Source organism: Chromobacterium sp. HL1, assembly GCF_057418835.1.
Window position 1 is genome coordinate 4,272,794 of record NZ_CP162399.1, and the last position, 24,063, is coordinate 4,296,856.

Sequence of the window (24,063 nt, forward strand, 5' to 3'; positions counted from 1 at the left end):
CTTATTCGGCCTCGTCGAACCGGTTGTTGATCAGGGCCACCAGGGCGTCCAGCGCCACTTGCTCATCCTCCCCGCTCACTTCCAGTTCCACGGTCGCGCCCTTGGCCGCCGCCAGCATCATCACGCCCATGATGCTCTTGCCGTTGACCCGGCGATTGTTGCGCGCGATGAAGATATCGCTTTTATAGCGGCTGGCCAATTGGGTGAACTTGCTGGAAGCGCGTGCATGCAGGCCGAGCTTGTTGATGATTTCGACTTCAATTCGCAGCATTGCCTTCCCCCGGAATAATATAAAGCACGCCCTCCAGGCCGCCCGTGATCGCCTTGCTGACGACGATCTCCAACGGCTGGCTGCTATAGCACAAGGCTCGGACCACCATGGGCAGGCTCGCCCCGGCCACCGCCTCCACCCGCCCCGGCCGGATCAGCCGGCTGGCGATATTGGACGGCGTGCCGCCATACATATCGGTCAGGATCACCACCCCGTCGCCCGCGTCCAGCCTGTCCACCAACAACTGGGCTTCGGCTTGCTTGCTTTCCGGGTCATCGGTCTTGTCGACCGCCATCACCGCCAGATTTTCCGGCTCTCGGCCCAGGATATGCCTGGCGCAATCCGCCAGACTGCGCCCCAGGTCGCCATGCGCGATTATCAATACACCTACCATGCCTGATTCTTCATGTTGGCAGCGTCGTCGGCGCAGAGCCGGGACGCTGAAGCAAAAAGGTTGATCAACACGTCAGTCCGCCATTGTATCAGCAGTATTCCGCCAGAGGCGGCCGGCGTCAGCTTTAAACCGCGGCCCTCCGCCTTGTATAGCGCGCTTTTCTCGGCCAGCGCAACGGCAAAAAAACGTCAGCACACCCGGCTCCGGTACCAGCCCAGCTTATCCGCCAAGCCCACCACCTCGCCGACGATGATCAGGGCGGGCGACGCGATATGATGTTTGGACATCAGTTCCGGCAGGTCTTCCAGCGTGCCCGCCACCGTGCGCTGACGCTCGGTGGTGGCCCACTCCACCGCGGCGGCCGGCGTCGTCGCCGGCTTGCCGTGTTCGATGAAGGCCCGGCACAACTCCTGGGCGGTGGAAACCCCCATGTAGACTACTACGGTCTGGGCCGGCCGAGTCAACGCCGGCCAGTCAAGGTGAATGCTGCCATCCTGCTTGTGGCCGGTGACGAAGGTCACCGACTGCGCGTAGTCGCGATGAGTCAGCGGGATGCCGGCGTACGCCGCCGCCCCGCTGGCGGAGGTGATGCCGGGCACCACTTCGAAGGCGACGCCGTGCGCCGCCAGCGTCTCGATCTCCTCGCCGCCGCGGCCGAAGGTGAACGGATCGCCGCCCTTGAGCCGCAGCACCCGCTTGCCTTGTTGCGCCAGTTCTACCATCAAAAGATTGATGTCGCCTTGCGGCAACGCATGGTTGGCCCTGGCCTTGCCCACGTAAATGCGCTCGGCGTCGCGCCGCACCAGTTCCAGCAGTTCCGGCGCCACCAGATTGTCGTGCAAGACCACGTCGGCCTGCTGCATCAAGCGCAACGCGCGGAAGGTCAGCAAATCCGGATTGCCCGGCCCCGCGCCCACCAGATAGACCGCGCCCTGCGCCGTCTGCGCGTCGGCGTTCTCCAAGCGGCGCTCCATCGCCTGCTCGGCGGCGGCTTCGTCGCCGTTGATCACCGCCTCGGCCAGCGGCCCCTCCAGCACCGACTCCCAAAACACCCGCCGCCGCTCGACGTCGGGAATGCCGGCCTTGACCCGGTCGCGAAACCCGGCGGCAAAGCGCGCCAGACGGCCGAAGCCGCTGGGAATCAGGCTTTCCAGCCGGCCGCGAATCAAGCGCGCCAACACTGGCACGCCGCCGCCGGAGGAGACGGCGATCAGCAGGGGGGAACGATCCACGATGGCCGGGGTGATGTAGCTGGACAATTCCGGGTCGTCCACCACATTGACCGGGATATTCAAGGCCTGGCAGGACATCGACACTTGGCGGTTGATCTCGCGGTCGTTGGTGGCGGCCACCACCAGGCGCCGGCCCCGTACTTGGGCCGGCTCGAAACAGGCGCTCAAATGCGTCAACTGCCCCTGCCGCGCCATCTCGGCCAGCTCCGGCGTCAACTCCGGCGCCGCCACCGTCAGCTCCGCGCCGGCGGACAGCAAAAGCCTCGCCTTGCGCAGCGCCACCTCGCCGCCGCCCACCAGCAAACAGGAAGCGCCTTGCAATTTAAGGAAGATCGGGAAGTAATCCATATGGCCAGCTCCGCAACAATGTTTGCAGCATACTGCATTTGTTGCATAAAAACGACGCTGGCGAATGCTATCAATATTACGAAAAGCGCCCTGTTTTGCGCCTGGTGCCATCATGGCAGCTTTGCGCGCCATCGCGCCTCCGGAGATCTGTTTGAACCCAGCCTTACGCCGCCGGGCCAGCCCGCGTCGCCGCCTGTTCGCCGCTGCGGCTTCGCTATGCCTGTTCGGGGCCGACTACGCGTACGCCGCGGCCTCGGACTGGCTCGCCGGCTGGCCTTTGCTCGTCCCCATGCTGGCGTTGCTGGGCCTGCCGCTCTGGCGGCGCCGGCGGCAGCTGAGCGCGCTCCGCCGCCAGGTCAGGGACAGCCGGCAAGCGCTGGCGCTGTGCGACGCCGCCGGCCGCCTGCTCGCCGTCTCCGGCCATGCGCCCGCGCCCACGCGCCAGGACGGCGGCCTGAGCGGCTACGGCTTCAGCCCGCACGATCTCGCTTTGCTGCTGGACCCGACTCATCCCGGCCATCGCGACGGCCTACTGGCGGCCCACGCCGATTTGCTCGCTTTTCCGCTGCCCTGCCCGCTCCCCGGCCATCTCTTGCTGCGCCTGCAGCCGCCGCCCGCCATTCACGGCCCCGGCGGCGATTGGGGCGGCTGGCGGCTGGCGCTGCAGGACGCGCGGCTGGGCTTGCTGGAATTCGACCTGGCCGGCCAAGCGGTGCGCGGCGCGCCGCAAACCCTGCACGCCCTGCTGGGCCTGCCGGCCGACGCCGAACGCCTGACGTTCTCGCGCTGGCTGGAACTGTTGCACCCGGAGGACCGTTCGCTGTTCACCGCCCTGCTCAGCCATCCGGAGCAAAGGCAGGAAAGCGCCAGCGGCATGGAGTTCCGCGTGCGTCACGCCCACGGCCACTGGGAATGGCTGGAGCAGCGCACCCAGTTCCACAAGGACGAGACGGGCCGCATCAGCCATATCCACGCGCTGTGCCAGATCGTCACCGCGCGCAAGCTGGCCGAGTCCGCGATGCTGCGGCGCGAACAGGAATTCCGCACCTTGGTGGAGAACTCGGAAGACGTCATCGCCCGCTACGACCTGGAGCTGCGCTGCCAATTCATCAACCGCAGCGTCAGCCGCTATTCGACGCTGACGCGCGAGGAACACCTCGGCCGCAGCGTCCACGACAAAGCCTGGCCAGAAGCCGCGCGCGCGCGCTTCGCCGAGGAGTGCGAACAACTGATCGCCGGCGGCGAGGCGCGCCGCTTCGAGCTGGAGCTGAGCCTTGGCCCTCGGCGCTGCATTTTCGAAGTGAGGCTGTTTCCCGAATTCGGGCTGGGCGGCGAACTCCGCAGCATTTTGGCGGTGGAGCGGGAAATCACTCACAGCCGCCAGAGCGAACGTTTGCTGGCGGAGGAAAACGCGGTGATGGAGATGATCGCCGGCAATGCGCCGCTGCAAGACACCTTGAATCAGATCTGTCGGATGATGGAGTCGCAGCTGAATCGCGGCGTCTGCTCCATCATGCTGCTGGACCCCGCGGGGGAAACGCTGAGGCTGGCCGCCGGCCAAAGCCTGCCGGCCGGTTATCGCAAGCTGCTGGAACAGGTGCCGGTGGGCCCGGAGGCCGGCTCCTGCGGCACCGCCGTCCACCGTAAAAGCCTGGTCATCGTCGAAGACATCGCCAGCAGCCCGCTGTGGGCCGGCTACCGCGAGCGGGTGGCGCCCTTCGGCCTCAGCGCCTGCTGGTCCACCCCCATCTTCTCCAGCGACCGCCGCCTGCTCGGCGCCTTCGCCATCTACCATCCTGAGCCGCGCCAGCCCGAGCCGGAAGAACTGCAGCTGGCGCAGCGCAGCACCCACCTGATCGCCATCGCGCTGCAACGCGACGCTCACGAGAAAAAGCTCTATCAGCTCGCCACCCTGGACGAGCTGACCGGCCTGTGCAACCGCCGCCAGTTCATCGCGCTGTCCAGCCGCGAGATCGAGCGCAACCGGCGTTATCAATTGTCCTTGACCGTGTTGATGATGGACCTGGACCACTTCAAGAACATCAACGACCGTTACGGCCACGCCAAGGGCGACGAGGTGATCGTCCACTTTGCCCAAAGCTGCCGCAATGTGTTGCGCAGCACCGACATCTGCGGCCGCCTGGGCGGCGAGGAGTTCGCCGCGGTGCTGCCTGACACGCGGATGGAAGACGCGCTGCTGGCGGCGGAACGCCTGCGCCGCGTCGTGGCGGAGGCCCGCCTGCCGGGCGGCGAGGCCGGCCCTCTGCAATACACGGTCAGCATCGGCGTCGCCGTGCTGCGCGCCGACGAGACCGACATCGACGAAGTATTGGGCCGCGCGGACAAGCAGCTGTACCAGGCCAAACACAACGGCCGCAACTGCATCAGCGGCGAGGAATTGCTGCTATTGCGCTAAAATGCCGGCTTGAATCTCTCTCCCAAGATGTCCACCGTGAGCGCCTGGCAAACCGATTACCTCTCCCATCCGCTGTATCTGCCCGTCCGCGACGCCGCCGCGCTGATCGCCCCCGCTTCCTGGCCGGAGCAGGCGGATTACGACCAGTTGCTGCGGCGCTATCGCCGGCAGCGCCCGGACGCGCTGCCGGCCGAGCTGCGCTTCGCCTGCGATCTGGAGCCGGAAGCCTATTACGAGATGCATATCGGCCATACCGGCGAGATTCCCACGCGCACCGGCAATTGGCATGACTGGTTCAACGCGCTGGCCTGGCTGGCCTGGCCGCTGAGCAAGCTGGCGCTGAACCGCCGCCACCTGCGCGCCATCGCCCGCGGCGAAACCAAGCGCGGACCACTGCGCGACGCCGCCACGCTATTGGACGAATGCGGCGTCGTCGTCGCCGTCGCCGATCCCGACTTCAGCCGGATGCTGGACGATATGGAGTGGCAGCGCCTGTTTCTGAAACACCGCCAGGACTGGGGCCGGCGCATCGGCGTCCACGCCATCGGCCACGCGCTGTTCGAAGTCGGCCTGCGGCCGCATATCGGCTGGTGCGGCAAGGCCTTGCCGCTGCAGGTGCCGGCGGAATTCTTTGCTTGGGAAGAGGCGCGCCGTCTGGCGCACTTGGACGAGGCGCTGGCGCGCCGGCTGGACGACGACGCCTTCATGCCGGCGCCGCGCGCGCTGTGGCCGCTGCCGCTGCTGGGCATTCCCGGCTGGTGGCCGGACAACGAAGACCCGGCCTTTTACGATAATCGCGATTATTTCCGGCCGACGCGGCGGGCGAAGTCCTCCAGCGTCACCGACTGAAGCTCGGCCGTCATCGGCCCCAGCAGGCTTTCCACCCCGGCGCCGACATCGTCGTCGCGGTAGTTGTCGCTGCGATAGACGAATAGTTCGAACAGCTCCACCATGCAGATGGCCGACAACTTCTTGCCCAGCACCCAGCCGTCGCGCTGGCTTTTCTGCACAAAGCCGCGGGAGCTCAACATGTCCAGCACCCAGCCCAACTCGTCGTAGCCCACCTTCACCTGGCTGCGCAACTTCACCGGGCTCAACAATTCGCCGCGATTCTGCGCCTCGTCCAGCAACAGCAGCACTTCCACCGCGTCGAGAAAGCGCCGCCTGGGCTCGAAGCGCCGCCGCCAGGCGTCGCCTTCCCAATAGGACAGCGAGGCGGTGAACACCGCGCCGCTGAGCACCACCATCCACAAGCAATACACCCACAGCAGAAAGATGGGGATGCTGGCGAAAGCACCGTAGACCAGCTGATAATTGGCCACCTGGCCAATGTAAAAGCCGAACAAGGCGCGGGTGGCCTCCAGCAGGATCGCGGTCAGCAAGGCGCCGACGCTGGCGTGCTTGATCGGCACGAAGCGATTGGGCACGATGCGGTACAACAGCGACAGCACCAAAGCGGTCAGCAGGATGGAGCCGCCGGCCTCGACCACATTGGCCAGCACCGGCAGCGCGTGGTCGAACTTGCTGATCTTGAACAGGCTGCGCCAGGCCAGCAGGCTGCCGCCCAGCACCAGCGGCCCCAGGGTCAGCACCGTCCAGTACACCATGCTTTGCTGCAACAGCGGCCGCCCGCGGCGCACGCCCCAGATGGCGTTGAAAGTCCGGTCTATGGTGGACATCAGCATCAACGCGGTCACGCCAAGCATCACGATGCCGGCGGCAGTCAGCTTTTCCGCATTGTCGGCGAACTGGCGCATGTAGACGGTGATCACCTTGCCGGCGAACTCTGGCACCAGCGTGGACAGCAGCATGATCTTGAAACGGGTGCTCAGATCGGAGAACACCGGAAACGCGGAAATCACCGTCAAAGCGATGGTGAACAAGGGCACCAGCGCCAGCAGCGTGGTGAAGGTCAGGCTGCCGGACACTTGCGCGACGCGATGGCTGCCCATGCGCCGGGCCAGAAAGCGGGCGAAGCCCAGATACGGTTCGATTCGACTCATTTGCATCCCGGCAAAATAATGGCAAAGCGCGGATCAGGCAAGCCGCGAAGACTTGCTTTATCATGCACCGGCTCGCGCAACGGCGCGCGCCTTATCGTTTTTTTGACCTCAGACGGAAGATTCCAAACCCATGCAAGACCTCCTGGTGCTCTATTACAGCCAGCACGGCGCCACCCGCGAGCTGGCCCGCCTGATCGCCCGCGGCATAGAGAGCGTGCCCGGCTGCCAGGCCCGGCTGCGCACCGTGCCCAAGGTGTCCGCGGTCTGCGAGGCCACCGAGGCCGCCGTCCCCGAGTCCGGCGCGCCCTATGTCGAAGCCGCGGACCTCGCCGAGTGCATCGGTCTGGCGCTGGGCAGCCCCACCCGCTTCGGCAATATGGCGGCGGCGGTGAAATATTTCCTGGACGGCACCAGCCCGGAATGGATGCAGGGCGCGCTGGCCGGCAAGCCCGCCTGCGTGTTCACCAGCAGCGCCTCGCTGCACGGCGGCCAGGAATCCACGCTGCTGACCATGATGGTGCCCTTGCTGCACCACGGCATGGTGATGGTGGGTCTGCCCTATACCGAAACCGCGCTGACCCAGACCCGCAGCGGCGGCACCCCCTACGGCGTCAGCCATGTCGCCGGCGTGCGCAATGAGCAGCCGATCAGCGACGATGAAAAACAACTGGCGCTGGCCCAGGGCCGCCGGCTGGCGGAGATGGCGCTGAAGCTGGCCGCTCCGATTTAAACCTCCGGCGCATCGAAGAAAGCGCTGGGCGACGCGCCCAGCTCGCGCTTGAACATTGTCGCGAAGGCGCTGGGACTGGCGTAGCCCAGATCCAGCGCCACCTCCAGCACGCTGGCGCCGCGCGCCAGACGTTCCAAGGCCGCGATCAGCCGCGCCTGCCGCCGCCACTGTCCGAAGCTGAGCCCGGTCTCGCGCTGAAAACGGCGCTGCAAAGTGCGCGGGTCCATCGCCGCCTGCGCCGCCCACTCGGCGACGCCGCGCGCGTCGCCGGGCTGACCGAGCAGTTGCCGGCACAGCTGGTCCAGCGCCGGCGACGCCGGCTGCGGCAGGGACAAAGCCAGGCTGGGCAGGCTGCGGATCTCATCCAGAATCAAGCCCATCACCCGCTCCGCGCGGCTATCCGGCGGATAAGGCACGGCAATGCCGGTCGCCGCCTGGATCAGCTCGCGCAACAAGGGCGACACCGCCAGCACGCAGCACGTCTCAGGCAAGCCGTTCAAGGCGTCGCCGCGCACGTACACCGTGCGCATCCGCACCCGGCTCAGCATGTTCACCTGATGCCAGGTGGCGATGGGCAGCCAGATGCCGCGCGTCGGCGGCACGATCCAGCGCCCCTGATCGGTGGTGACCATCATCACGCCCTCCACCGCGTACAACAGTTGGGCGGTGGGATGGGCGTGCCGCGGAGATACGCCGCCGGCCGCGTAATCGCGCGCCTTGCCCACCACCGGCGCCGCGCCGCCGTCGTAGTCATGCAAATGATCAAAATCCGTCATAACGCCTCTTTTGCAAAGATGCCTGCCCTATTTTCGCAGGACGGGCGTTGCTTTGCTCGCTAGTATGACTTCACCCACTAGCTGAATGATTCTCAAGCCCATGACTACCGCCGCCGCCTCCGCGCCAGATCAAGACAGCACCCGTTTCCGCGTGCTGGGCGCCATCAGTTTCTCCCATTTTCTCAACGACATGCTGCAATCGCTGCTGCTGGCGATCTACCCGCTGCTCAAGGGCAATTACCAGCTCAGCTTCGCCGAGATCGGCCTGATGACCTTGACCTATCAGTGCACCGCCTCGCTGCTGCAGCCGCTGGTCGGGCGCTATACCGACAAGAAGCCGATGCCGTATTCGCTGGTGCTGGGCATGGGCGCCACCCTGTGCGGCCTGCTGCTGCTGTCCAGCGCCGGCAGCTTCCCGCTATTGCTGCTGGCCGCGGCGCTGGTGGGCACCGGCTCCTCGGTGTTCCATCCGGAATCGTCGCGGGTGGCGCGCATGGCCTCCGGCGGCCGTCCCGGTCTGGCGCAATCCATCTTTCAGGTGGGCGGCAACGCCGGCAGCGCCAGCGGGCCGCTGCTGGCGGCCTTGATCGTCATCCCCCTGGGCCAGGGCAGCATCGCCTGGTTCGGTCTCGCCGCCTTGCTGGCGATGGCGGTCTTGTTCAAGATCGGCCAGTGGTACAGCCATCAGCAGCGCAAGGCCAAAGCCGCCGCCGCCGTTACGCCGCCGCCGCTGTCGCCGGCGCGCGTGAAGCTGACGCTGTTCGCCTTGCTGGTGCTGCTGTTCTCCAAATACTTCTACACCGCCAGCATCACCAGCTACTTCACCTTCTATCTGATTCAGCATTTCGGCCTGGGCGTGCAAGCCGCGCAGCTGCATTTATTCCTGTTCCTGCTCGCGGTCGCGCTGGGCACCATCTTCGGCGGGCCGATAGGCGACGCCATCGGCCGCAAGCGGGTGATCTGGTTCTCCATCCTCGGCATCGCGCCGCTGACCCTGATACTGCCCTACGTCAATCTGTTCTGGACCAGCGTGCTGTCGCTGGGCATAGGCTTTGTGCTGGCCTCCGCCTTTCCCGCCATCATCATTTACGCGCAGGAACTGTTGCCGGGCCGGGTGGGCATGGTGTCCGGCATGTTCTACGGCTTCGCCTTCGGCATCGGCGGCATAGGGGCCGCGGTGCTGGGCCAGCTGGCCGACAGCCACGGCATCGAATTCGTCTATCGCTTGTGCGCCTTCCTGCCGCTGCTGGGCCTGGTGGCCGCCCTATTGCCGGATCTGCGCGGCGACAAGGTTTGACACTGGCGCCGCCCTGCCCGGATACTTCCGCCATTCAATTTTTCCAACGCGCCTGCGGCGCCGTCCGAGCGCTCGGCGGCTTGCCGGGCGCGTTGCCCATTCGGACAGAAAATCATGTGTGGAATCGCCGGCTTCTTCTCTCAACGCCCCGCCGCCGCGGCCACCGCCCAGGCCATGTTGACGGAGCTGGGCCGGCGCGGACCCGACGCCGCCAATCAATTATTGCTGAACGCGGACTGGCAGCCTGCGGCGGACGGCGACATCCACAACGCGCTGCTGCACGCGCGTCTGTCCATCATCGACCCGCGGCCCATCGCCAATCAGCCCATGGCCAGCGACGACGGCCAGGTCTGGATCTGCTACAACGGCGAAGTCTACGACTGGGCCGCCGACAAGGCCGAACTGGAAGCCGGCGGCGCGCGCTTCGCCACCCACTCCGATACCGAATTCATCCTGCGCGGCTACCAGGCCTGGGGCATTGAGGCCCTGCTGCAACGTCTGCGCGGCATGTTCGCCTTCGCCATCCTGGATCTGAAGCAGCGCAAGGTGCACCTGGCGCGCGATCGCATGGGCGAGAAGCCGCTGGTCTATTCGCTGCTGGACGGCGATTTCGCCTTCGGCTCGCTGGTGCGCTCGGTGCTGCCCTTCTTGCCGCCGCAGCGGCGAGGCTTCTCCGCCGACGCCATCGACGCCTATCTGGCTCACCGCTACATTCCGGCGCCCGCCACCTTGTTCAGCCATATCCAGCGTCTGGAGAACGGCCACCGGCTGGAGTTCGATCTGGATACCCGTTCCTTACGCAAACTGCGCTACTGGCAGCCGGCCAAGGACGGCGGCGACTGGCTTCAGGAACTGGACCGCGCGGTGGCGATGCGCACCGTCGCCGACCGCCCGCTGGGCGTGCTCTTGTCCGGCGGCATAGACTCCACCGTGATCGCCAGCCGGCTGGCCACGCAGCAACTGACGCAATTCAGCAGCTTCACCGCCGCCTTCCCCGGCTCCAAGCTGGACGAGGCCGCCGACGCCGCCGATTCCGCGCGCAGAATGGGCCTCGCCAACCTGGCGGTGCAGATGCCGGACAATCTGGCGGCCGACTTCGAACGCATCGTCGCCGACCTCGATCAGCCCTTCGCCGATCCGTCCAGCTTCCCCACGTGGTACCTTGCGCGCGAAGTCAGCCGCCACGTCAAAGTGGTGCTCTTGGGCGACGGCGGCGATGAGCTGCTGGCCGGCTACAAGCGGATCAACAAACATCTGCGCACTCGCTGGCGCAGCCTGATCAAACTGCCGCTGGCGATCAAACCGTCGCTGGACGGCAAAGGCGCCGGCAAGCTGGCCACCGAGCTGGCGATGAGCTGGCAAGACGCCTATTCGCTGCGTTTTTCCGGCTTCACCCCCGGCCAACGCCTGTTCCTGCAAAGCAATCGGCCGCTGTCGCGGCTCTGCCACTGGCGCGCGCCGGACGACATCGGCCCGCCGCCGGCCAATGCGCCGGCCGGTCTGCATCATTTGCTGGCGATAGACTTCGCCAACTATCTGCCGGACTACATTCTGCAAAAGTCCGACCTGTGCACCATGGCCCACGGCCTGGAGGGCCGCGCCCCGCTGGTGGATCACCGCTTCTATCAGACTTTGCTGGCGGTGGACGGCAAACAGCGCTTCACCCAGCCTGCCAAGCTGATCTTCCGCCGCGCCATCCACCCGGCGCTGCCGGCGGACTTCTTCCAGCGCAAGAAGCGCGGCTTCAATCCGCCGCTGTCCGGCTGGCTGAAAACCAGCCTGGCCCCGCGCATGGACGGCCTGGGCGAGCGCCTGGCCCGCTTGAGCGGCGGCCAGCTGGACGCCGCCGCGGTGGACGCCTTCGCCGCCGCCTACCGCGACGGCGCGGAGCACCTGGCCGAGCAGATGCTGCAATTGCTGATCCTGGACGAAAGCCTGGCGCAGCTCAGCCGGCTGGCGGCGCAGGACTGAGAGTCGCCCGGAATCCAAGCCGGCTGAGGAAGCCGAATGCTCATGGAATTGACGACGCTTTCAAAGCCGCCTCGTCAACACGCGCCAACACTACGGACGGGCGCTGAGCGACGCCGCGACGCATGCCATACCTATGGCCAGCGCCGCCCGGCGTCGCATCTGCTACATTCGACAACACATTTTCGTTTGAAAACGATAATGATTAGCATTAGTATTTTTAGGCAAGCCAAGCAAACAAAAATAAAGCGCTTACCCGCCAGGCTGGCGCCTTCAAGCGCCAAGCGGCCCGCTCGGGCCAAGCAGTGCCCTACTCAATTGAAACCAAAAGGAAACACTATGCGTCGCTTTGTTCAACTGGCTATCGCCACCGCAGCACTGACCGCTTCCGCCGCCGCCATGGCCAAGGAATACCCGATCGGCAAGCCGGCCCTGAAAAACGGCATGGAGATCGGCGCGGTCTACCTGCAGCCGACCAAGATGGAACCGGAAGGCATGATGCGCAAGGCCGAGGAATCCGACATCCACCTGGAGGCCGACATCCACGCCACCAAGAACAATCCGAACGGCTTCGAAGAAGGCGCATGGATGCCCTATCTGGTGGTCAAGTACGAGTTGAGCAAAGTCGGCGGCAAGGAAGTGCTCAAGGGCGATCTGATGCCGATGGTGGCCAACGACGGCCCGCACTACGGCGACAACATCAAGCTGCAAGGCCCAGGCAAATACAAGCTGAAATACACCATCCTGCCGCCGTCGGCCAATCAGCACGCCCACTTCGGCCGTCACATCGACAAGGAAACCGGCGTGGGCCCGTGGTTCAAGCCTTTCGAACTGAACTATGAGTTCACTTATGCCGGCATCGGCAAAAAAGGCGGCTATTAATCCCGTTGTTCTTGTAAAAACAGGATTAATGCGAATGAGAATGTAAACGCCAGTCATTCTCATGCGTTAAAATAAGACAGCGCATGCCCTCGCCTGCGCTGTTTTCAATCCGGAGACCCTTTCCGATGAAGTTCGCGCGCATGCTCCTGGCCGCCCTCGCGGCCTGCCTAGTGTCAATGTCTGTCCTCGCCGACGAGATGCCGGTATTCAAGCTGGTGATGAAAGACGGCGTGTTCACGCCCGCCCGCCTGGTGGTGCCGGCCGGCAAGAAGTTCAAGGTTGAAGTGATCAACGCCGGCAAAACGCCGGCGGAATTCGAAAGCACGCCGCTGCGCAAGGAAAAGGTGCTGGGCCCCGGCGCGGAATCCTTCCTGGTGTTCCAGCCGCTGTCCCCCGGCGAGTACAAGTTTTTTGACGAATTTCACATGAAGACCGGCCAAGGCGTCATCGTCGCCAAGTAAACGCGGCCCGTCCGCCGTTTAAGGCCGTATTCAGGAGTGCACCTCATGGGACAAGTCCTATTCATTGTTTGGCGTGAAAGCGTCGAAGCCTTGCTGGTCGTCGGCATCCTGAATGCCTGGATGAACCAGAACCCGGCCGGCGCCGCCGGCAAACGTTATCTGTGGGCCGGCGTGGCGCTGGGCCTGTTCGCCGCCGTCGGCCTGGCCGTGGCCCTGTTCGCCGCCAGCAGCCTGATGGCCGGCGCGCAAGACGTGTTCCAGACGGTGATGGTGTTCACCGCCGCCGCGCTGATCGTGCATATGGTGCTGTGGATGCGCGAGCATGGCCGCACGCTGAAGAAAGAACTGGAGGCCGGCCTCCGCGAGAACGCCAGCAGCGCCAACTGGTGGGGCGTCACCTTGCTGGCCGCCATCGCCATCGCCCGAGAAGGCAGCGAAACCGTGGTCTTCCTCTACGGCATGCTGGCCGAGGCCGACGGCTCCACGCTGGCCAGCATGAGCTTCGCCGCCTTGATCGGTCTGGGCCTGGCCTTCCTGACCTTCTATCTCTTGCAGCTGGGCGGCAAATACCTGTCCTGGCGCTTGTTCTTCCGCATCACCGAAATCATGCTGCTGCTGCTCGGCGCCTCGCTCTTCCTCAGCGGCGTGGAAAAGCTGATCTCGATGGACATTCTGCCGGCGCTGATCGATCCGCTGTGGGACAGCTCCGCGCTGCTTGACGATATGAGCCCCGCCGGCGGCGTCATCGCCTCGCTCACCGGCTATCGCGCCCACCCCGCCCTGATGAGCCTGATCGCCTACGCGCTGTTCTGGGCGACAATCTGGGCGCTGTTCCAGTGGCGCAACCGCAAACACGCGCTGGCAGTATGAAATCCGCCCGCCCGCCCCTTCCCCATTCCGCCGACGCTTGCGCCGGCGCTTCCTGTAGTCAGCCGACGGCCCCCGGTTTCATGGCCGCCGTCGGCTTGTGGCTGCGCGATCACGCCGGCCTGCTGCGCGCGCTGCAATGGGGGGTGGTGCTGGTCTACGCCGCGCTGCTGATCGTGCCGGCCTGCCTGGACCTGCCCGGAGACACCGCCCGGATCTGGAACAATCTGACCATCTTCGCCCAATTCGTGTTCTGGGGCATCTGGTGGCCCTTCGTGCTCTTGTCCATGGTGCTCTTCGGCCGGCTGTGGTGCGGCGTGTTGTGCCCGGAAGGCGCGCTGTCCGAATGGGCGGCCAAGAAAGGCCTGGGGCGGCCCATCCCGCGCTGGATGCGCTGGGGCGGCTGGCCCTTCGTCGCCTTCGCGCTGACCACCATCTACGGCCAACTGGTCAGCGTTTACCAATACCCCAAGGCCGCGCTGCTGGTGCTGGGCGGCTCCACCGTGGCCGCGGTGATCGTCGGCTTCATCTACACCCGCGGCAAACGCGCCTGGTGCCGCCACCTGTGCCCGGTCAACGGCGTGTTCGGCCTGCTGTCCAAGCTGGCGCCGATGTACTACCGGGTGGACGAAGCCGCCTGGAAAGCCTCGCAGCAAGGCAAAACCATCCCGATACAGGCGGTGGATTGCGCGCCGCTGCAACCGCTGCGCCATATGCAAGGCGGCAGCGGCTGCCATATGTGCGGCCGTTGCAGCGGCCATCGCGACGCCATCGAACTGAGCCTGCGCTCGCCCACTGAAGAAGTGGTCAAAGTCGCCGCCAAGGAAGCCGACGGCTGGCAAACCGCGCTGATCGTCTACGGCCTTCTGGGCGTGGCGATGGGCGCCTTCCACTGGACCATGAGCCCCTGGTTCGTGGCCATGAAGCAGGCGGCGGCGGAATGGCTGGTGGACCGCGACATCCTGTGGCCGCTGGACACCGAGGCGCCGTGGTGGCTGCTGACCCACTACCCGCAGCATAACGACGTATTTTCCTGGCTGGACGGCGCGGCGCTGATCAGCTACGTACTGATCACCGCGCTGGCGCTGGGCAGCGGCCTGCTGCTCTGCCTGGCGGCCGGCGTGCGCATCGCCGGCCCCTGGCGGCTGCAACGCCTGCACCACCTGGCGCAGAGCCTGATCCCGCTGGCCGGCTGCGGCGTGTTCCTGGGCCTGTCCGCGCTGACGGTGACGCTGTTGAAAGCCGAAGGGGTGCCGATGTTCTGGGCCAACGACGCGCGGCTGGCCTTGCTGGCCGGCGCCAATCTGTGGTCGCTGTGGCTGGGACGCGCCATCCTCGCGCGTTGGAGTGCCGGCTGGCGTCAGGCGCTGGCCTTGCTTCCCTTGCTGGCGGCGCTGGCCCTGGTGGACGCCGCCTGGGGCTTCATGTTCTGGTGGTGGTAGCCGTCCCGCTGGCGACGGGGTGGGCGCTGTGCGATAACAAAGCATGCTCCCACCCTGATCCTGGAGTCGCGCCATGTGGCGTCCGCTGCTGCTTGCCCTCTATTGCCTGGCCGCGACCGCGCGCGCCGAAACGCCGGCGATAGACTTCGCCACCGGCGAGTGGCCGCCCTATGTGTCGCGCAGCTTCACCGCCGACGGCGTGTTCGCCGACATGGTGCGGCAAATCTGCCGACGCGCCGGCTATACCGCGCGTTTTCACTATATGAGCTGGCCCCGCGCGGAAGCCGAAGTCAAAGCGGGCCGCGCCGCGGCGGCCTTTCCCTACCGGCCGACGCCGGAACGCGCGCTCAGTTTCGATTTCTCCCCGCCGCTGATCCACAGCAGCAGCTACTTCTTCTACTACAAGCCCCGGCTCGCCAATCCCCCCTACGACTTTCACAGCCTGGCCGACTTGCGCGCCTACCGCATCGGCGTGCAGCTGGGCTATTGGTACCAGCCGTTGTTCAAGCAATACCGCCTGAACACGCTGAACACCAACGACGAGGAAAACGCGATCAGGCTGCTGCGCGCCGGCCACCTGGACCTGGCGCCGCTGACGCTGGAACGCGGCCTGTTCCTGATCCGCACCCAGGCCGCCGGTCAGGAGCGCGACTTCGCCTACATTCCCACGCCGCTGGACAAGGCCACCTCGCTGTCGCTGATGTACTCGCGCACTTATCCGAACATCGTCAAACTACGGCACGCCATCGATCAGACCCTGCAAGCGATGCAGGCCGACGGCAGCCTGCAAGCCATTTACCAGCGCAACTTTCCCGAACTCAAGCCGCGGCGCTGACCAGAACCGGCTGCAGCACCCGCAGCGCGTCCTTGGGCGACATCCCGATCAGAAAACCGCGCTTGCCGCCGTTGATGTAGATGCGCTCCAGTTCGACGATGCTGGCCTCCATATACACCGGCATCGGATGGCGGGCGCCGAAAGGACTGGTGCCGCCCACCTGGTAGCCGCTGTGCTTGTCCGCGGTCTTGGGATCGCAGGGATGGACCTTCTTGACGCCGATCTGCTTGGCCAGCATGCCGGTGCCCACTTCGCGGTCCCCGTGCATCAGCACGATCAAAGGCCGCTTGTTCTCGTCCTCCATGATCAAGGTCTTGATCACGCAGTGCTCGTCCACGCCCAACTCCCGCGCCGACACCGTGGTGCCGCCCTTTTCCTCGTACTTGTACAGATGCTCGCTATAAGCGACCTGATGCTCGCGCAATACCCGGATCGCCTGAGTGACCGGGGCTTTCTCCTTGGACATGATCTTCACGGTGAAAAACAAAACGCCACTGTAGAAGTTTGAGCGCCGGCTGGCAAACCCCAAGCCGCCGCTTCGCCGCTCCAGTGCGGGGGATTTGTCCCAGCTCAAGCGCCGCCTGGCCGGCGCAGCCGCCACCACAGCCGCAGCCCCAGCAGCACAGCCAACACCGCCGCGTAGATCAAGGGCTGGCTCAGGTCCTTCTTCACCAACCACCAGTAATGGATGACCGCCAGCAAGGCCGTCGGATAGACCAGCCGATGCAGCCGGCCCCAGTTGCGCTTGAGCCGGCGCATCCAACCCTGGGTGGAGGTCAGCGCCAACGGCGTCATCAGCAAGAGCGCGGCGAAACCGACGGTGATGAAGGGCCGCTTGTAGATGTCCCTGACGATGCCGGCCCAATCGAAAAACTGGTCCAGCCACAAATAGGTCAGGAAATGCAGGCTCAGGTAGAAAAAGGCGAACAAGCCCAGCATGCGCCGGCACTTGAGCGGCCAGCCGCCAGCCCCCAAACGCCGCAAGGGCGTCATCGCCAGCGTCGCCAGCAGCCACACCAAGGTCCAGGTGCCGGTGGAACGAGTGATGAACTCCACCGGGTTCACCGCCTCGCCGGACAGCACAATCCAGGCGGCGCGCGCCAGCGGCAACAGACAGACCGCGAACAGCAGGCATTTGAACCAGACCAACGCGCGATCGGCCGGCCGGGCGGAAGCGGATTTAAGGCGCAATGTCGTCATCCTCGCCCCGTCAATAGTTCTTGCGCAGATCCAGGCCGCGGTACAAACCCGCCACCTGCTCGGCGTAGCCGTTGAACATCAGCGTCTTGCGCTTGAAGAACTCGCCGATGCGGCGCTCGCTGGCCTGGCTCCAGCGCGGGTGATCCACCTCCGGGTTCACATTGGAATAGAAACCGTACTCGCGCGCATTGGCCCTATTCCAACTGGTGGCCGGCATGGTTTCCTGCAAATGGATGCGCACGATGGACTTGATGCTCTTGAAGCCGTATTTCCACGGCACCACCAGGCGGATCGGCGCGCCGTTCTGATTGGGCAGCACATCGTTGTACAGGCCGACGGCCAAAATGGTCAGCGGGTGCATCGCTTCGTCCATGCGCAGGCCCTCGCGGTAGGGCCAGTCCAGCACCCGGCCGCGCTGGCCGGGCATTTCCGCCGGCCGCTGCAGGGTTTCGAAGGCCACGTACTTGGCGCGCGAGGTCGGGTTCATCTGCTTGAGCAGACTGGCCAGCGGAAAGCCCACCCATGGAATCACCATGCTCCAGCCCTCAACGCAGCGCAGCCGGTAAACGCGCTCCTCCAGCGGCATTTTCAGCAATTGCTCGATGCCGAAGCTGCGCGGCTTGGCCACCTCGCCGTCCACCAGCACGTTCCAGGGACGGGTTTTCAGGCTGCCGGCATTCGCCGCCGGGTCCGACTTGTCGGTGCCGAACTCGTAGAAATTATTGTAGCCGGCAATCTCTTTCAGGCTATTGGCCTTGTCGTTGCCGGCCAGCGTCGACAAGGGGCTTTTCTTGGCGGCCAGCGCCGCCAGCGTCTCGGCGGACAGCAGCAGGCCGGCGCTGCCCAGCATGAAGTGGCGGCGGTTCAGGTACACGCCTTCCGGCGTGATGTCCGACGAGGGAATATCGGCGGGTTTCTTGATCAGCATGGCGGTGTCTCCAGTCTTTACCCCCATGAGTCGGGAGCGGCTCCTGAATCTGACAATCGACCACGCCGATAATTTACGCAAGCGGCTCCGCACCCGCCCGCCAGGCCTGACCCAAGGCGCTGCCCTGGCCCCCGTCGCGCGCCAGGCGCCGGCCTATGGCCTGCAAGGCGGTCCAGCGCGGCCCGCACCAGTCCGGCGCGATCAAGGTGGGCGCTTGCGCGGTGGCCGACACCCGATGGTAGACCACCTGCTGCGGCGTGCGGCGGATCAGGCTGGCCGCCAGCTCGGCGTAGTCGTCCAGGCTCCACGGCGTCACTTCGCCGCGCCGGTATTGCGCCGCCATCCGCGATCCGCGCACCACCATCAGCGGATGCAGCTTCAGCCCTTCCACGCCGATATCCAATACCGTGTCCAGCGAGGCGTGGACGGCGGCGGCGTCCTCGCCGGGCAGTCCGGCAATCAGATGGGTGCAAATCTTGAGCCCGTGCCGGCGCGCGCGTCGCACCGCGTCGCGATATTCGGCCAGGCCGTGGCCGCGCCGGATCAAGGCCTGGGTCTGGTCATGCGCGGTCTGCAAGCCCAGTTCCAGCCACACCTCGCCGCCTTGGTCCTGATATTCCGCCAGCAGGGCCAGCGCGGCGTCCGGCACGCAATCCGGCCGGGTGCCGACGCACAGGCCCACCACATCGGCGCCTGCCAGCGCCTCGTCGTACAGCCGGCGCAGCAGCTCGGTTTCGGCATAAGTGCTGGTATAAGCCTGGAAATAGGCGAGGTAGCGCCGCGCGCGGTCGGTCTTCTCCTTCTCCCGCGCCAACTGCTCGCTGATAGACAAGGCGGCCGGGTCGCGGCCGAAACTGCGCACATTGCAAAAGGTGCAGCCGCCGCGCCCCAGCGTGCCGTCGCGGTTGGGACAGGTGAAATCGCCGGCCAGCGACAATTTGTGCACCGGCTCGCCGAAGCGGCGTTTCAGATAATAGCCAAAGGTATGCAGATGCCGGGTCAGGTCCATCGCCAAACAAAGCCCAAAGCCGGGCAGTCTAGCAAGCAAGCCGCCCGGAAGCGCTGAGCGGGATCAAGGATGGACGCGGCGGCACCGCTCTTAAAGACGATGCCAGCCCAATAGATACAGCAGCGAAAACAGCCCGGCGCTGAGCAGCAGCGCCAGCGCCAAGGTGCTGAACAGCTCGTGCAGGCTCTGCCGCTGGCGCCGGTTTAGCAGCCAGCGCGCCAGCATCAGCAAAACGCCGCACAATACGAAAAACTTGAAGAGACGACCGAACATGGCGGGCCAGCGGAAGAAAGTCGCCCGATTATCCGGCGCGCCGCCCCGGCTGGCAAGACGGCTGTCGCCGGCGGCGAAAGACATGCTAAAGTCCTGGCTGTAGCCTACAGGAGGCTCCGCGACAGAGAATGGCCGGCATGGACCGGCCGCCGGCGGAGCGACAGCATGCGCGCAGCCGGCCCCGGCTCGCCGCGCATGCCGAAAATAGCAAAAGAGGCACTCAAGTCACCATGTCCGAGCTCCACGACTCCGTCGGCATCGTCACGGCCCAAACCGCCGTGTTCGATACCCCCTTGCCGCTGAACAGCGGCGCCGTCCTGCCCGACTATCAGCTGCGCTTCGAAACCTACGGCGAACTCAACGCCGCCAAAAGCAACGCCATCCTGATCTGTCACGCCTTGTCCGGCCATCATCACGTGGCCGGCCGACACCAGGCGGACGACAAGGCCGCCGGCTGGTGGGACAATATGGTGGGCCCCGGCAAGCCCATAGACACCCGCCGCTTCTTCGTGGTGGGCGTCAACAATCTGGGCGGCTGCCACGGCAGCACCGGCCCGTCCAGCGTCAATCCGGCTACCGGCCGGCCCTGGGGTTCCGGCTTTCCCGTCGTCACCGTGTCAGACTGGGTCACCAGCCAGGCTCGGCTGGCGGACCGGCTGGGCGTGGAACGCTGGGCGGCGGTGATAGGCGGCAGCCTGGGCGGCATGCAGGCCATGCAGTGGAGCATCGACTACCCGGAGCGCATCGCCCACGCGTTGCTGATCGCCTCCGCGCCCAAATTGTCGGCGCAGAACATCGCCTTCAACGATGTGGCGCGCCAGGCCATCCTCACCGATCCCGAATTCCACGGCGGCGATTTCTACGCCCACGACGCGCTGCCGCGGCGCGGCCTGCGGCTCGCGCGCATGCTCGGCCACATCACCTATCTGTCCGACGACGGCATGGGCGAGAAATTCGGCCGCATGCTGCGCTCCGGCGAGTACCGCTTCGGCTACGACGTGGAGTTCGAGATCGAATCCTATCTGCGCTATCAGGGCGACAAGTTCTCCGACGCCTTCGACGCCAACACCTATCTGCTGATGACCAAGGCGCTGGACTACTTCGATCCGGCCAAGGACTTCGGCGGCGATCTCGTCGCCGCGCTGAAAAAGGCCAGCGCCCGCTTTCTGGTGGCCAGCTTCACCAGCGACTGGCGCTTCTCCCCGGAGCGCTCGCGCGAAACCGTCAAGGCGCTGGTGGCCGCCAACCGGCCTGTGTCCTACGCCGAGATCGAATCCGTCCACGGCCACGACGCCTTCTTGATGACCGACGAGCCCTATGTCCAATTGATGCGCGCCTACCTCGACCGCGTGGCGCGGGAGGTGCAAGCATGAACGCTCCGCAAACCACGGCGCCCTTGCGCGCCGACCTGCGCCTGATCGCCGACTGGATCGCGCCCGACAGCCGCGTGCTGGACCTGGGCTGCGGCGACGGCGCGCTGCTGTCCTGGCTGGGCCGCAACAAACAGGTGGTCGGCTACGGCGTGGACCTGGATGTCGGCAATGTCGTCAAATGCGTAAACGCCGGCGTCAACGCGCTGCAAGGCGATCTGGAAACCGGCCTGGCCGAATTCGACAGCGACGCCTTCGACCACGTGGTGCTGTCGCAAACCATACAGGCGATGCGCGAGACCGAGCAGATCCTGAACGAGATGCTGCGCGTCGGCCGCGAAGCCATCGTCACGTTTCCCAACTTCGGCTATTGGGAAAACCGCTGGCAGATCCTGCAAGGCCACATGCCGGTCTCCGACACCATTCCCTACCAGTGGTACGATACGCCCAACATTCACTGGTGCATGCTCGGCGACTTCGAAGCGCTGTGCGCCAAGAATCGGCTGCGCGTGGTGGAACGCGTGGTGATGAACGGGGTCAAACGGGTGACTTTCATGCCCAATCTGCGCGGCAGCCTGGCCTTCTACCGGGTGGCGCGCCAATAACAACAAGCGGCGGGCTCGTCTCGCCGCGCGATCCGTAGAAACTGGCCTGCCCATGAGCAACACAACCATAGACTGGCGGCGCGACGTCTTTTCGCGCACGATGCTGATCTGCGTCTTCACCGGCTTCGCCTCCGGTCTTCCGCTGTACACCCTGATCAATCTGCTTCCCGCCTGGCTGCGCAGCGAAGGCGTCGACCTCAAGGCCATCGGTCTGTTCGCGCTGATCGGCCTGCCCTATACCTGGAAATTCCTGTGGTCCCCCTTGATGGACCGCTACGTGCCGCCGCTGCTGGGCCGCCGTCGCGGCTGGATGCTGCTGACCCAGCTGGCGCTGATCGTCACCATGGCCGGCTTCGGCCTGTTCAACCCGGCCCAGCACATCTGGAGCATCGCCGCGCTGGCGGTGGGCGTGGCCTTCTTCTCCGCCAGCCAGGACATCGTGCTCGACGCCTATCGCCGCGAGATCCTCAGCGACAACGAACTGGGCCTCGGCAATACCGTGCACATCAACGCCTACCGCTTGGCCGGCCTGGTTCCGGGTTCGCTGTCGCTGATCCTGGCCGATCACATCTCCTGGGACCGAGTCTTCCTGATCACCGCGCTGTTCATGATCCCCGGCCTGCTGATGACGCTGCGAGTCAGCGAGCCCAAGCTCGCCGGCCAGGCGCCCAAGACCCTGCGCGAAGCCGTGGTCGAACCCTTCCATGAATTCATCACCCGCCAGGGCTGGCAGGGCGCGGCCTGGATTCTGGGCTTCATCTTCCTGTACAAGCTGGGCGACAGCATGGCCACCTCGCTGGCCACCCCCTTCTACATGGACATGGGTTACGCCAAATCCCAGATCGGCCTGGTGGCCAAGCACGCGGCACTGTGGCCGGCGGTGATAGGCGGCCTGCTCGGCGGCCTGTGGATGATCAAGCTGGGCATCAACCGGGCGCTGTGGGCCTTCGGCGTGGTGCAGGTGCTGTCCATCCTGGGCTTCGCCTGGCTGGCCAGCTACGGCCGCTTCGCCTCCATCGGCGCACATGAACTGAGCATGCTGGCCGTGGTCATCGGCTTCGAGGCGCTGGGCGTGGGTCTTGGCACCGCGGCCTTCGTCGCCTTCATCGCCAAGAGCACCCACCCGGCCTACACCGCCACCCAGTTCGCCTTGTTCACCAGTCTGGCGGCCGTGCCGCGCACCCTGGCCAACGCCTCCACCGGCTACATCATCGACGCCATAGGCTGGACCAGTTTTTTCCTGTTGTGCACCGCGCTGGCGCTGCCCGGCATGGTGTTGTTGCTGAAAGTCGCCCCATGGAGGGAAAAGGAGGGAGCATGAAGGCATGGAAACCAGCGTTGCTCTGCGCAACGCTGCTGAGCGCGTCCTGCGCCGCGTCGGCCTCCGCCGACACGGCCATGCAAACCGTCAAATACCGCTGCAACGGCAGCAAAATGGTGGTGGTGGAGTATCCGCAGCAGCAAAGCGGCGCCGCCATCCAGCTGAACTGGAACCATCACCGCTACCGGCTGACGCCGGCCAAGGTCGCCCAGGGCGAGCGTTACGTCAGCCAACAACTGATCTGGTCGCTGCTGGACGAGCAAGCGCGCCTGACCACTCGCGGCGGCCGCGTGCTGGCGCAAGGCTGCCGCAAGATCCAGCTGCCGGCAACGGCCGACGGCGCTTAATCTCCCCAGGCCCGGCACGACTGCGGGCCGGACTCCTCCGGCCCGCATTGCGCCAGATTGCCGTCCTGATCCAGGCTCAGCTGCAAGCGGCCGGCCAAACGGTGGCCGGCCCTGGGCTTGGCCAGCAGACGGAAACTGGCTTGTCCGGCGCTGTCCGAGCCCAGGCTGACGCTGCCCAGCCGAATGTCGAAATCGCGGGTGGCGGGTCGCGGCAGAGGCGGCCATGCCGTGGATCCCGAGCGGTTTTCCAGGTGCCAGCGCTGGATGAAATGCAGATTCTCCAATAGCGCCGCGCGCGCCTCCGCCAACTGCCCGCGCAATATCTGCTGCTGATAGGCCGGCCAGGCCATCGCGGCCAGAATGGCCGCCACCGCCATCGCCGTCAGCAATTCCAGCAAACTCATGCCCGCTTGCGCCCTCATTGCGCCTCCTCCGGCAAACGCCAATTCAAACGCCCGCCGCGGCCGGCCTGCGCCCCCGCCCCGGCCCAGAACCAACTCTGCACGGTCAGCATGTCGCGCTCGCTCTCGCCCCAGACCCTCACGCTGACTCGATACAAGCGGCCGTCCACGCCGGCGATCCCGAACGCCGGATTGAGCAATTCCAGCACATAACGCGGCGAACTCCAGCGCTGCCCTGCGCGCGGCCGCGCCGGCAAGCAGGACGCCGGCGGACGGCCCGGCGTCGCCTCCAAGCCGCGGCTGGGGCCGCAAGGATGCAAGAGCGGCCATCTCGCCCCATTGATCTGGGCGCTACGCCGCCACACATCGGGCTCGGTCGCGCACAAGCCGTATCCGACGCCGGCGACGGCGGACAGGCAATCCGGCATGAACCAGCCCAGGCCGCGGGCGTCTCCTTGCCAGGGAATGCCGGCTTCGCTCGTCAGAGCGTCCTCGAAACGGAGGTTCAAATCTAAGGTCCGCCGTTCCGCCGCCCGCAAAGCCTGCAAGGCCGCCAGCCTCAATGCGCGCTCCTCCGCCAGGTTGCGCGTAGCGCGCTGCTCCACCGCCACCGAGCGCGCGCTGCCCATGGCCAACACCGTCAGCAGACTGAGCAGCGGCAGAATCAGCCACAACACCGCTCCGCGC

Annotated in this window: 26 protein-coding genes; 14 read left to right on the forward strand and 12 right to left on the reverse strand. The window is 65.6% G+C overall.

The annotated features are described in order from the left end of the window. Position 1: 1 nt before the first annotated feature. The 3 genes from AB1Z25_RS19465 to cysG all read right to left on the reverse strand — a co-directional run bounded on the left by AB1Z25_RS19465 (position 2) and on the right by cysG (position 2,245). Positions 2–271, reverse strand: coding sequence for an HPr family phosphocarrier protein (locus tag AB1Z25_RS19465; protein WP_019100446.1), 270 nt, complete (start codon positions 269–271; stop codon positions 2–4). Then, on the reverse strand, positions 258–665 hold the full coding sequence (locus AB1Z25_RS19470; RefSeq protein WP_048414043.1) for a PTS sugar transporter subunit IIA: 408 nt from the start codon (positions 663–665) through the stop codon (positions 258–260). The genes AB1Z25_RS19465 and AB1Z25_RS19470 overlap by 14 nt, the downstream gene beginning before the upstream one ends. A gap of 188 nt (positions 666–853) precedes the next feature. After that, positions 854–2,245 (reverse strand): siroheme synthase CysG, encoded by a 1,392-nt coding sequence (cysG, locus tag AB1Z25_RS19475; protein WP_227105279.1) that lies wholly within the window; start codon positions 2,243–2,245, stop codon positions 854–856. 151 nt (positions 2,246–2,396) lie between these two features. On the opposite strand from cysG, the gene AB1Z25_RS19480 reads away from it, so the two are divergent. Both AB1Z25_RS19480 and AB1Z25_RS19485 read left to right on the forward strand, forming a co-directional pair. After that, positions 2,397–4,661, forward strand: coding sequence for a sensor domain-containing diguanylate cyclase (locus AB1Z25_RS19480; protein WP_486635960.1), 2,265 nt, complete (start codon positions 2,397–2,399; stop codon positions 4,659–4,661). Between the two features lie 27 nt (positions 4,662–4,688). Beyond that, the gene (locus tag AB1Z25_RS19485; protein WP_486635961.1) at positions 4,689–5,510 is read left to right on the forward strand and encodes a DUF3025 domain-containing protein; all 822 of its coding nucleotides are present in this window, start codon (positions 4,689–4,691) and stop codon (positions 5,508–5,510) included. On the opposite strand, the gene AB1Z25_RS19490 is transcribed toward AB1Z25_RS19485, so the two are convergent. Beyond that, a complete protein-coding gene (locus AB1Z25_RS19490) occupies positions 5,462–6,664 on the reverse strand; it encodes a YihY family inner membrane protein (protein ID WP_082158910.1) in 1,203 nt (400 codons plus the stop codon). The two genes, AB1Z25_RS19485 and AB1Z25_RS19490, sit on opposite strands and share 49 nt — an antisense overlap. A 130-nt stretch (positions 6,665–6,794) precedes the next feature. Between AB1Z25_RS19490 and wrbA the strand changes: the two genes are divergently transcribed. Further along, positions 6,795–7,394, forward strand: coding sequence for an NAD(P)H:quinone oxidoreductase (gene wrbA / locus AB1Z25_RS19495; protein ID WP_235086219.1), 600 nt, complete (start codon positions 6,795–6,797; stop codon positions 7,392–7,394). On the opposite strand, the gene AB1Z25_RS19500 is transcribed toward wrbA, so the two are convergent. Further along, a complete protein-coding gene (locus AB1Z25_RS19500; RefSeq protein WP_227105284.1) occupies positions 7,391–8,170 on the reverse strand; it encodes an AraC family transcriptional regulator in 780 nt (259 codons plus the stop codon). The two genes, wrbA and AB1Z25_RS19500, sit on opposite strands and share 4 nt — an antisense overlap. 100 nt (positions 8,171–8,270) lie before the next feature. Between AB1Z25_RS19500 and AB1Z25_RS19505 the strand changes: the two genes are divergently transcribed. The 7 genes from AB1Z25_RS19505 to AB1Z25_RS19535 all read left to right on the forward strand — a co-directional run bounded on the left by AB1Z25_RS19505 (position 8,271) and on the right by AB1Z25_RS19535 (position 15,922). Then, on the forward strand, positions 8,271–9,467 hold the full coding sequence (locus tag AB1Z25_RS19505) for an MFS transporter (RefSeq protein WP_486635962.1): 1,197 nt from the start codon (positions 8,271–8,273) through the stop codon (positions 9,465–9,467). A gap of 114 nt (positions 9,468–9,581) precedes the next feature. Beyond that, the gene (asnB, locus tag AB1Z25_RS19510) at positions 9,582–11,438 is read left to right on the forward strand and encodes an asparagine synthase (glutamine-hydrolyzing) (protein WP_486635963.1); all 1,857 of its coding nucleotides are present in this window, start codon (positions 9,582–9,584) and stop codon (positions 11,436–11,438) included. Positions 11,439–11,774: 336 nt separating this feature from the next. Then, positions 11,775–12,317 carry an iron transporter gene (locus tag AB1Z25_RS19515; RefSeq protein WP_019100457.1) on the forward strand — a complete coding sequence of 181 codons (543 nt, stop codon included), beginning with the start codon at positions 11,775–11,777 and terminating at the stop codon, positions 12,315–12,317. 140 nt (positions 12,318–12,457) lie between these two features. Further along, positions 12,458–12,778 (forward strand): cupredoxin domain-containing protein, encoded by a 321-nt coding sequence (locus AB1Z25_RS19520; RefSeq protein ID WP_255411676.1) that lies wholly within the window; start codon positions 12,458–12,460, stop codon positions 12,776–12,778. Between the two features lie 45 nt (positions 12,779–12,823). Next, positions 12,824–13,648, forward strand: coding sequence for an FTR1 family iron permease (locus tag AB1Z25_RS19525; protein WP_486635964.1), 825 nt, complete (start codon positions 12,824–12,826; stop codon positions 13,646–13,648). After that, positions 13,645–15,087, forward strand: coding sequence for a 4Fe-4S binding protein (locus AB1Z25_RS19530; protein WP_486635965.1), 1,443 nt, complete (start codon positions 13,645–13,647; stop codon positions 15,085–15,087). Before AB1Z25_RS19525 ends, AB1Z25_RS19530 begins: the two co-directional genes overlap by 4 nt. A 73-nt stretch (positions 15,088–15,160) precedes the next feature. After that, positions 15,161–15,922, forward strand: a complete 762-nt coding sequence (locus tag AB1Z25_RS19535; protein WP_486635966.1) for a substrate-binding periplasmic protein — start codon at positions 15,161–15,163, stop codon at positions 15,920–15,922. Here the strand turns inward: AB1Z25_RS19535 and ybaK are convergent. The 5 genes from ybaK to AB1Z25_RS19560 all read right to left on the reverse strand — a co-directional run bounded on the left by ybaK (position 15,906) and on the right by AB1Z25_RS19560 (position 19,332). After that, positions 15,906–16,388, reverse strand: coding sequence for a Cys-tRNA(Pro) deacylase (gene ybaK / locus AB1Z25_RS19540; RefSeq protein ID WP_486635967.1), 483 nt, complete (start codon positions 16,386–16,388; stop codon positions 15,906–15,908). The genes AB1Z25_RS19535 and ybaK overlap by 17 nt on opposite strands. Before the next feature lie 104 nt (positions 16,389–16,492). Further along, complete coding sequence (locus tag AB1Z25_RS19545; protein WP_486635968.1) at positions 16,493–17,122, reverse strand: protein-methionine-sulfoxide reductase heme-binding subunit MsrQ; 630 nt, start codon at positions 17,120–17,122, stop codon at positions 16,493–16,495. Positions 17,123–17,132: 10 nt separating this feature from the next. Next, positions 17,133–18,050, reverse strand: a complete 918-nt coding sequence (gene msrP / locus AB1Z25_RS19550; protein ID WP_486635969.1) for a protein-methionine-sulfoxide reductase catalytic subunit MsrP — start codon at positions 18,048–18,050, stop codon at positions 17,133–17,135. A gap of 73 nt (positions 18,051–18,123) precedes the next feature. Beyond that, the gene (gene mnmL, locus AB1Z25_RS19555; protein WP_486635970.1) at positions 18,124–19,059 is read right to left on the reverse strand and encodes a tRNA modification radical SAM protein MnmL/YtqA; all 936 of its coding nucleotides are present in this window, start codon (positions 19,057–19,059) and stop codon (positions 18,124–18,126) included. A 90-nt stretch (positions 19,060–19,149) separates the two neighbouring features. After that, a complete protein-coding gene (locus AB1Z25_RS19560; RefSeq protein WP_048413183.1) occupies positions 19,150–19,332 on the reverse strand; it encodes a protein MIGRI in 183 nt (60 codons plus the stop codon). Positions 19,333–19,562: 230 nt separating this feature from the next. On the opposite strand from AB1Z25_RS19560, the gene metX reads away from it, so the two are divergent. From metX to AB1Z25_RS19580, 4 genes are read left to right on the forward strand one after another with little or no spacing between them, the layout of a single operon-like run. Beyond that, positions 19,563–20,705, forward strand: a complete 1,143-nt coding sequence (gene metX, locus AB1Z25_RS19565) for a homoserine O-succinyltransferase MetX (protein ID WP_486635971.1) — start codon at positions 19,563–19,565, stop codon at positions 20,703–20,705. After that, entirely contained in the window at positions 20,702–21,307 is a 606-nt protein-coding gene (metW, locus tag AB1Z25_RS19570) for a methionine biosynthesis protein MetW (RefSeq protein ID WP_227105300.1), read from the forward strand. Before metX ends, metW begins: the two co-directional genes overlap by 4 nt. Positions 21,308–21,359: 52 nt before the next feature. Beyond that, positions 21,360–22,628, forward strand: coding sequence for an AmpG family muropeptide MFS transporter (locus tag AB1Z25_RS19575; protein WP_486635972.1), 1,269 nt, complete (start codon positions 21,360–21,362; stop codon positions 22,626–22,628). Next, positions 22,625–22,975, forward strand: coding sequence for an MliC family protein (locus AB1Z25_RS19580; protein ID WP_253314195.1), 351 nt, complete (start codon positions 22,625–22,627; stop codon positions 22,973–22,975). The genes AB1Z25_RS19575 and AB1Z25_RS19580 overlap by 4 nt, the downstream gene beginning before the upstream one ends. On the opposite strand, the gene AB1Z25_RS19585 is transcribed toward AB1Z25_RS19580, so the two are convergent. Next, positions 22,972–23,397 (reverse strand): type IV pilin protein, encoded by a 426-nt coding sequence (locus AB1Z25_RS19585; RefSeq protein WP_486635973.1) that lies wholly within the window; start codon positions 23,395–23,397, stop codon positions 22,972–22,974. The two genes, AB1Z25_RS19580 and AB1Z25_RS19585, sit on opposite strands and share 4 nt — an antisense overlap. Further along, on the reverse strand, positions 23,394–24,050 hold the full coding sequence (locus tag AB1Z25_RS19590; RefSeq protein ID WP_486635974.1) for a hypothetical protein: 657 nt from the start codon (positions 24,048–24,050) through the stop codon (positions 23,394–23,396). Before AB1Z25_RS19590 ends, AB1Z25_RS19585 begins: the two co-directional genes overlap by 4 nt. Between the last annotated feature and the right edge of the window lie 13 nt (positions 24,051–24,063).

What these genes read in the sequence shown, in the direction of transcription:
- AB1Z25_RS19465 (WP_019100446.1), bottom strand. Translation starts at nt 271, where the DNA reads ATGCTGCGAATTGAAGTCGAAATCATCAACAAGCTCGGCCTGCATGCA.
- AB1Z25_RS19470 (WP_048414043.1), bottom strand. Translation starts at nt 665, where the DNA reads ATGGTAGGTGTATTGATAATCGCGCATGGCGACCTGGGGCGCAGTCTG.
- cysG (WP_227105279.1), bottom strand. Translation starts at nt 2,245, where the DNA reads ATGGATTACTTCCCGATCTTCCTTAAATTGCAAGGCGCTTCCTGTTTG.
- AB1Z25_RS19485 (WP_486635961.1), top strand. Translation starts at nt 4,689, where the DNA reads ATGTCCACCGTGAGCGCCTGGCAAACCGATTACCTCTCCCATCCGCTG.
- AB1Z25_RS19490 (WP_082158910.1), bottom strand. Translation starts at nt 6,664, where the DNA reads ATGAGTCGAATCGAACCGTATCTGGGCTTCGCCCGCTTTCTGGCCCGG.
- wrbA (WP_235086219.1), top strand. Translation starts at nt 6,795, where the DNA reads ATGCAAGACCTCCTGGTGCTCTATTACAGCCAGCACGGCGCCACCCGC.
- AB1Z25_RS19500 (WP_227105284.1), bottom strand. Translation starts at nt 8,170, where the DNA reads ATGACGGATTTTGATCATTTGCATGACTACGACGGCGGCGCGGCGCCG.
- AB1Z25_RS19505 (WP_486635962.1), top strand. Translation starts at nt 8,271, where the DNA reads ATGACTACCGCCGCCGCCTCCGCGCCAGATCAAGACAGCACCCGTTTC.
- asnB (WP_486635963.1), top strand. Translation starts at nt 9,582, where the DNA reads ATGTGTGGAATCGCCGGCTTCTTCTCTCAACGCCCCGCCGCCGCGGCC.
- AB1Z25_RS19515 (WP_019100457.1), top strand. Translation starts at nt 11,775, where the DNA reads ATGCGTCGCTTTGTTCAACTGGCTATCGCCACCGCAGCACTGACCGCT.
- AB1Z25_RS19520 (WP_255411676.1), top strand. Translation starts at nt 12,458, where the DNA reads ATGCTCCTGGCCGCCCTCGCGGCCTGCCTAGTGTCAATGTCTGTCCTC.
- AB1Z25_RS19525 (WP_486635964.1), top strand. Translation starts at nt 12,824, where the DNA reads ATGGGACAAGTCCTATTCATTGTTTGGCGTGAAAGCGTCGAAGCCTTG.
- AB1Z25_RS19530 (WP_486635965.1), top strand. Translation starts at nt 13,645, where the DNA reads ATGAAATCCGCCCGCCCGCCCCTTCCCCATTCCGCCGACGCTTGCGCC.
- AB1Z25_RS19535 (WP_486635966.1), top strand. Translation starts at nt 15,161, where the DNA reads ATGTGGCGTCCGCTGCTGCTTGCCCTCTATTGCCTGGCCGCGACCGCG.
- ybaK (WP_486635967.1), bottom strand. Translation starts at nt 16,388, where the DNA reads ATGTCCAAGGAGAAAGCCCCGGTCACTCAGGCGATCCGGGTATTGCGC.
- AB1Z25_RS19545 (WP_486635968.1), bottom strand. Translation starts at nt 17,122, where the DNA reads ATGACGACATTGCGCCTTAAATCCGCTTCCGCCCGGCCGGCCGATCGC.
- msrP (WP_486635969.1), bottom strand. Translation starts at nt 18,050, where the DNA reads ATGCTGATCAAGAAACCCGCCGATATTCCCTCGTCGGACATCACGCCG.
- mnmL (WP_486635970.1), bottom strand. Translation starts at nt 19,059, where the DNA reads ATGGACCTGACCCGGCATCTGCATACCTTTGGCTATTATCTGAAACGC.
- AB1Z25_RS19560 (WP_048413183.1), bottom strand. Translation starts at nt 19,332, where the DNA reads ATGTTCGGTCGTCTCTTCAAGTTTTTCGTATTGTGCGGCGTTTTGCTG.
- metX (WP_486635971.1), top strand. Translation starts at nt 19,563, where the DNA reads ATGTCCGAGCTCCACGACTCCGTCGGCATCGTCACGGCCCAAACCGCC.
- metW (WP_227105300.1), top strand. Translation starts at nt 20,702, where the DNA reads ATGAACGCTCCGCAAACCACGGCGCCCTTGCGCGCCGACCTGCGCCTG.
- AB1Z25_RS19575 (WP_486635972.1), top strand. Translation starts at nt 21,360, where the DNA reads ATGAGCAACACAACCATAGACTGGCGGCGCGACGTCTTTTCGCGCACG.
- AB1Z25_RS19580 (WP_253314195.1), top strand. Translation starts at nt 22,625, where the DNA reads ATGAAGGCATGGAAACCAGCGTTGCTCTGCGCAACGCTGCTGAGCGCG.
- AB1Z25_RS19585 (WP_486635973.1), bottom strand. Translation starts at nt 23,397, where the DNA reads ATGAGGGCGCAAGCGGGCATGAGTTTGCTGGAATTGCTGACGGCGATG.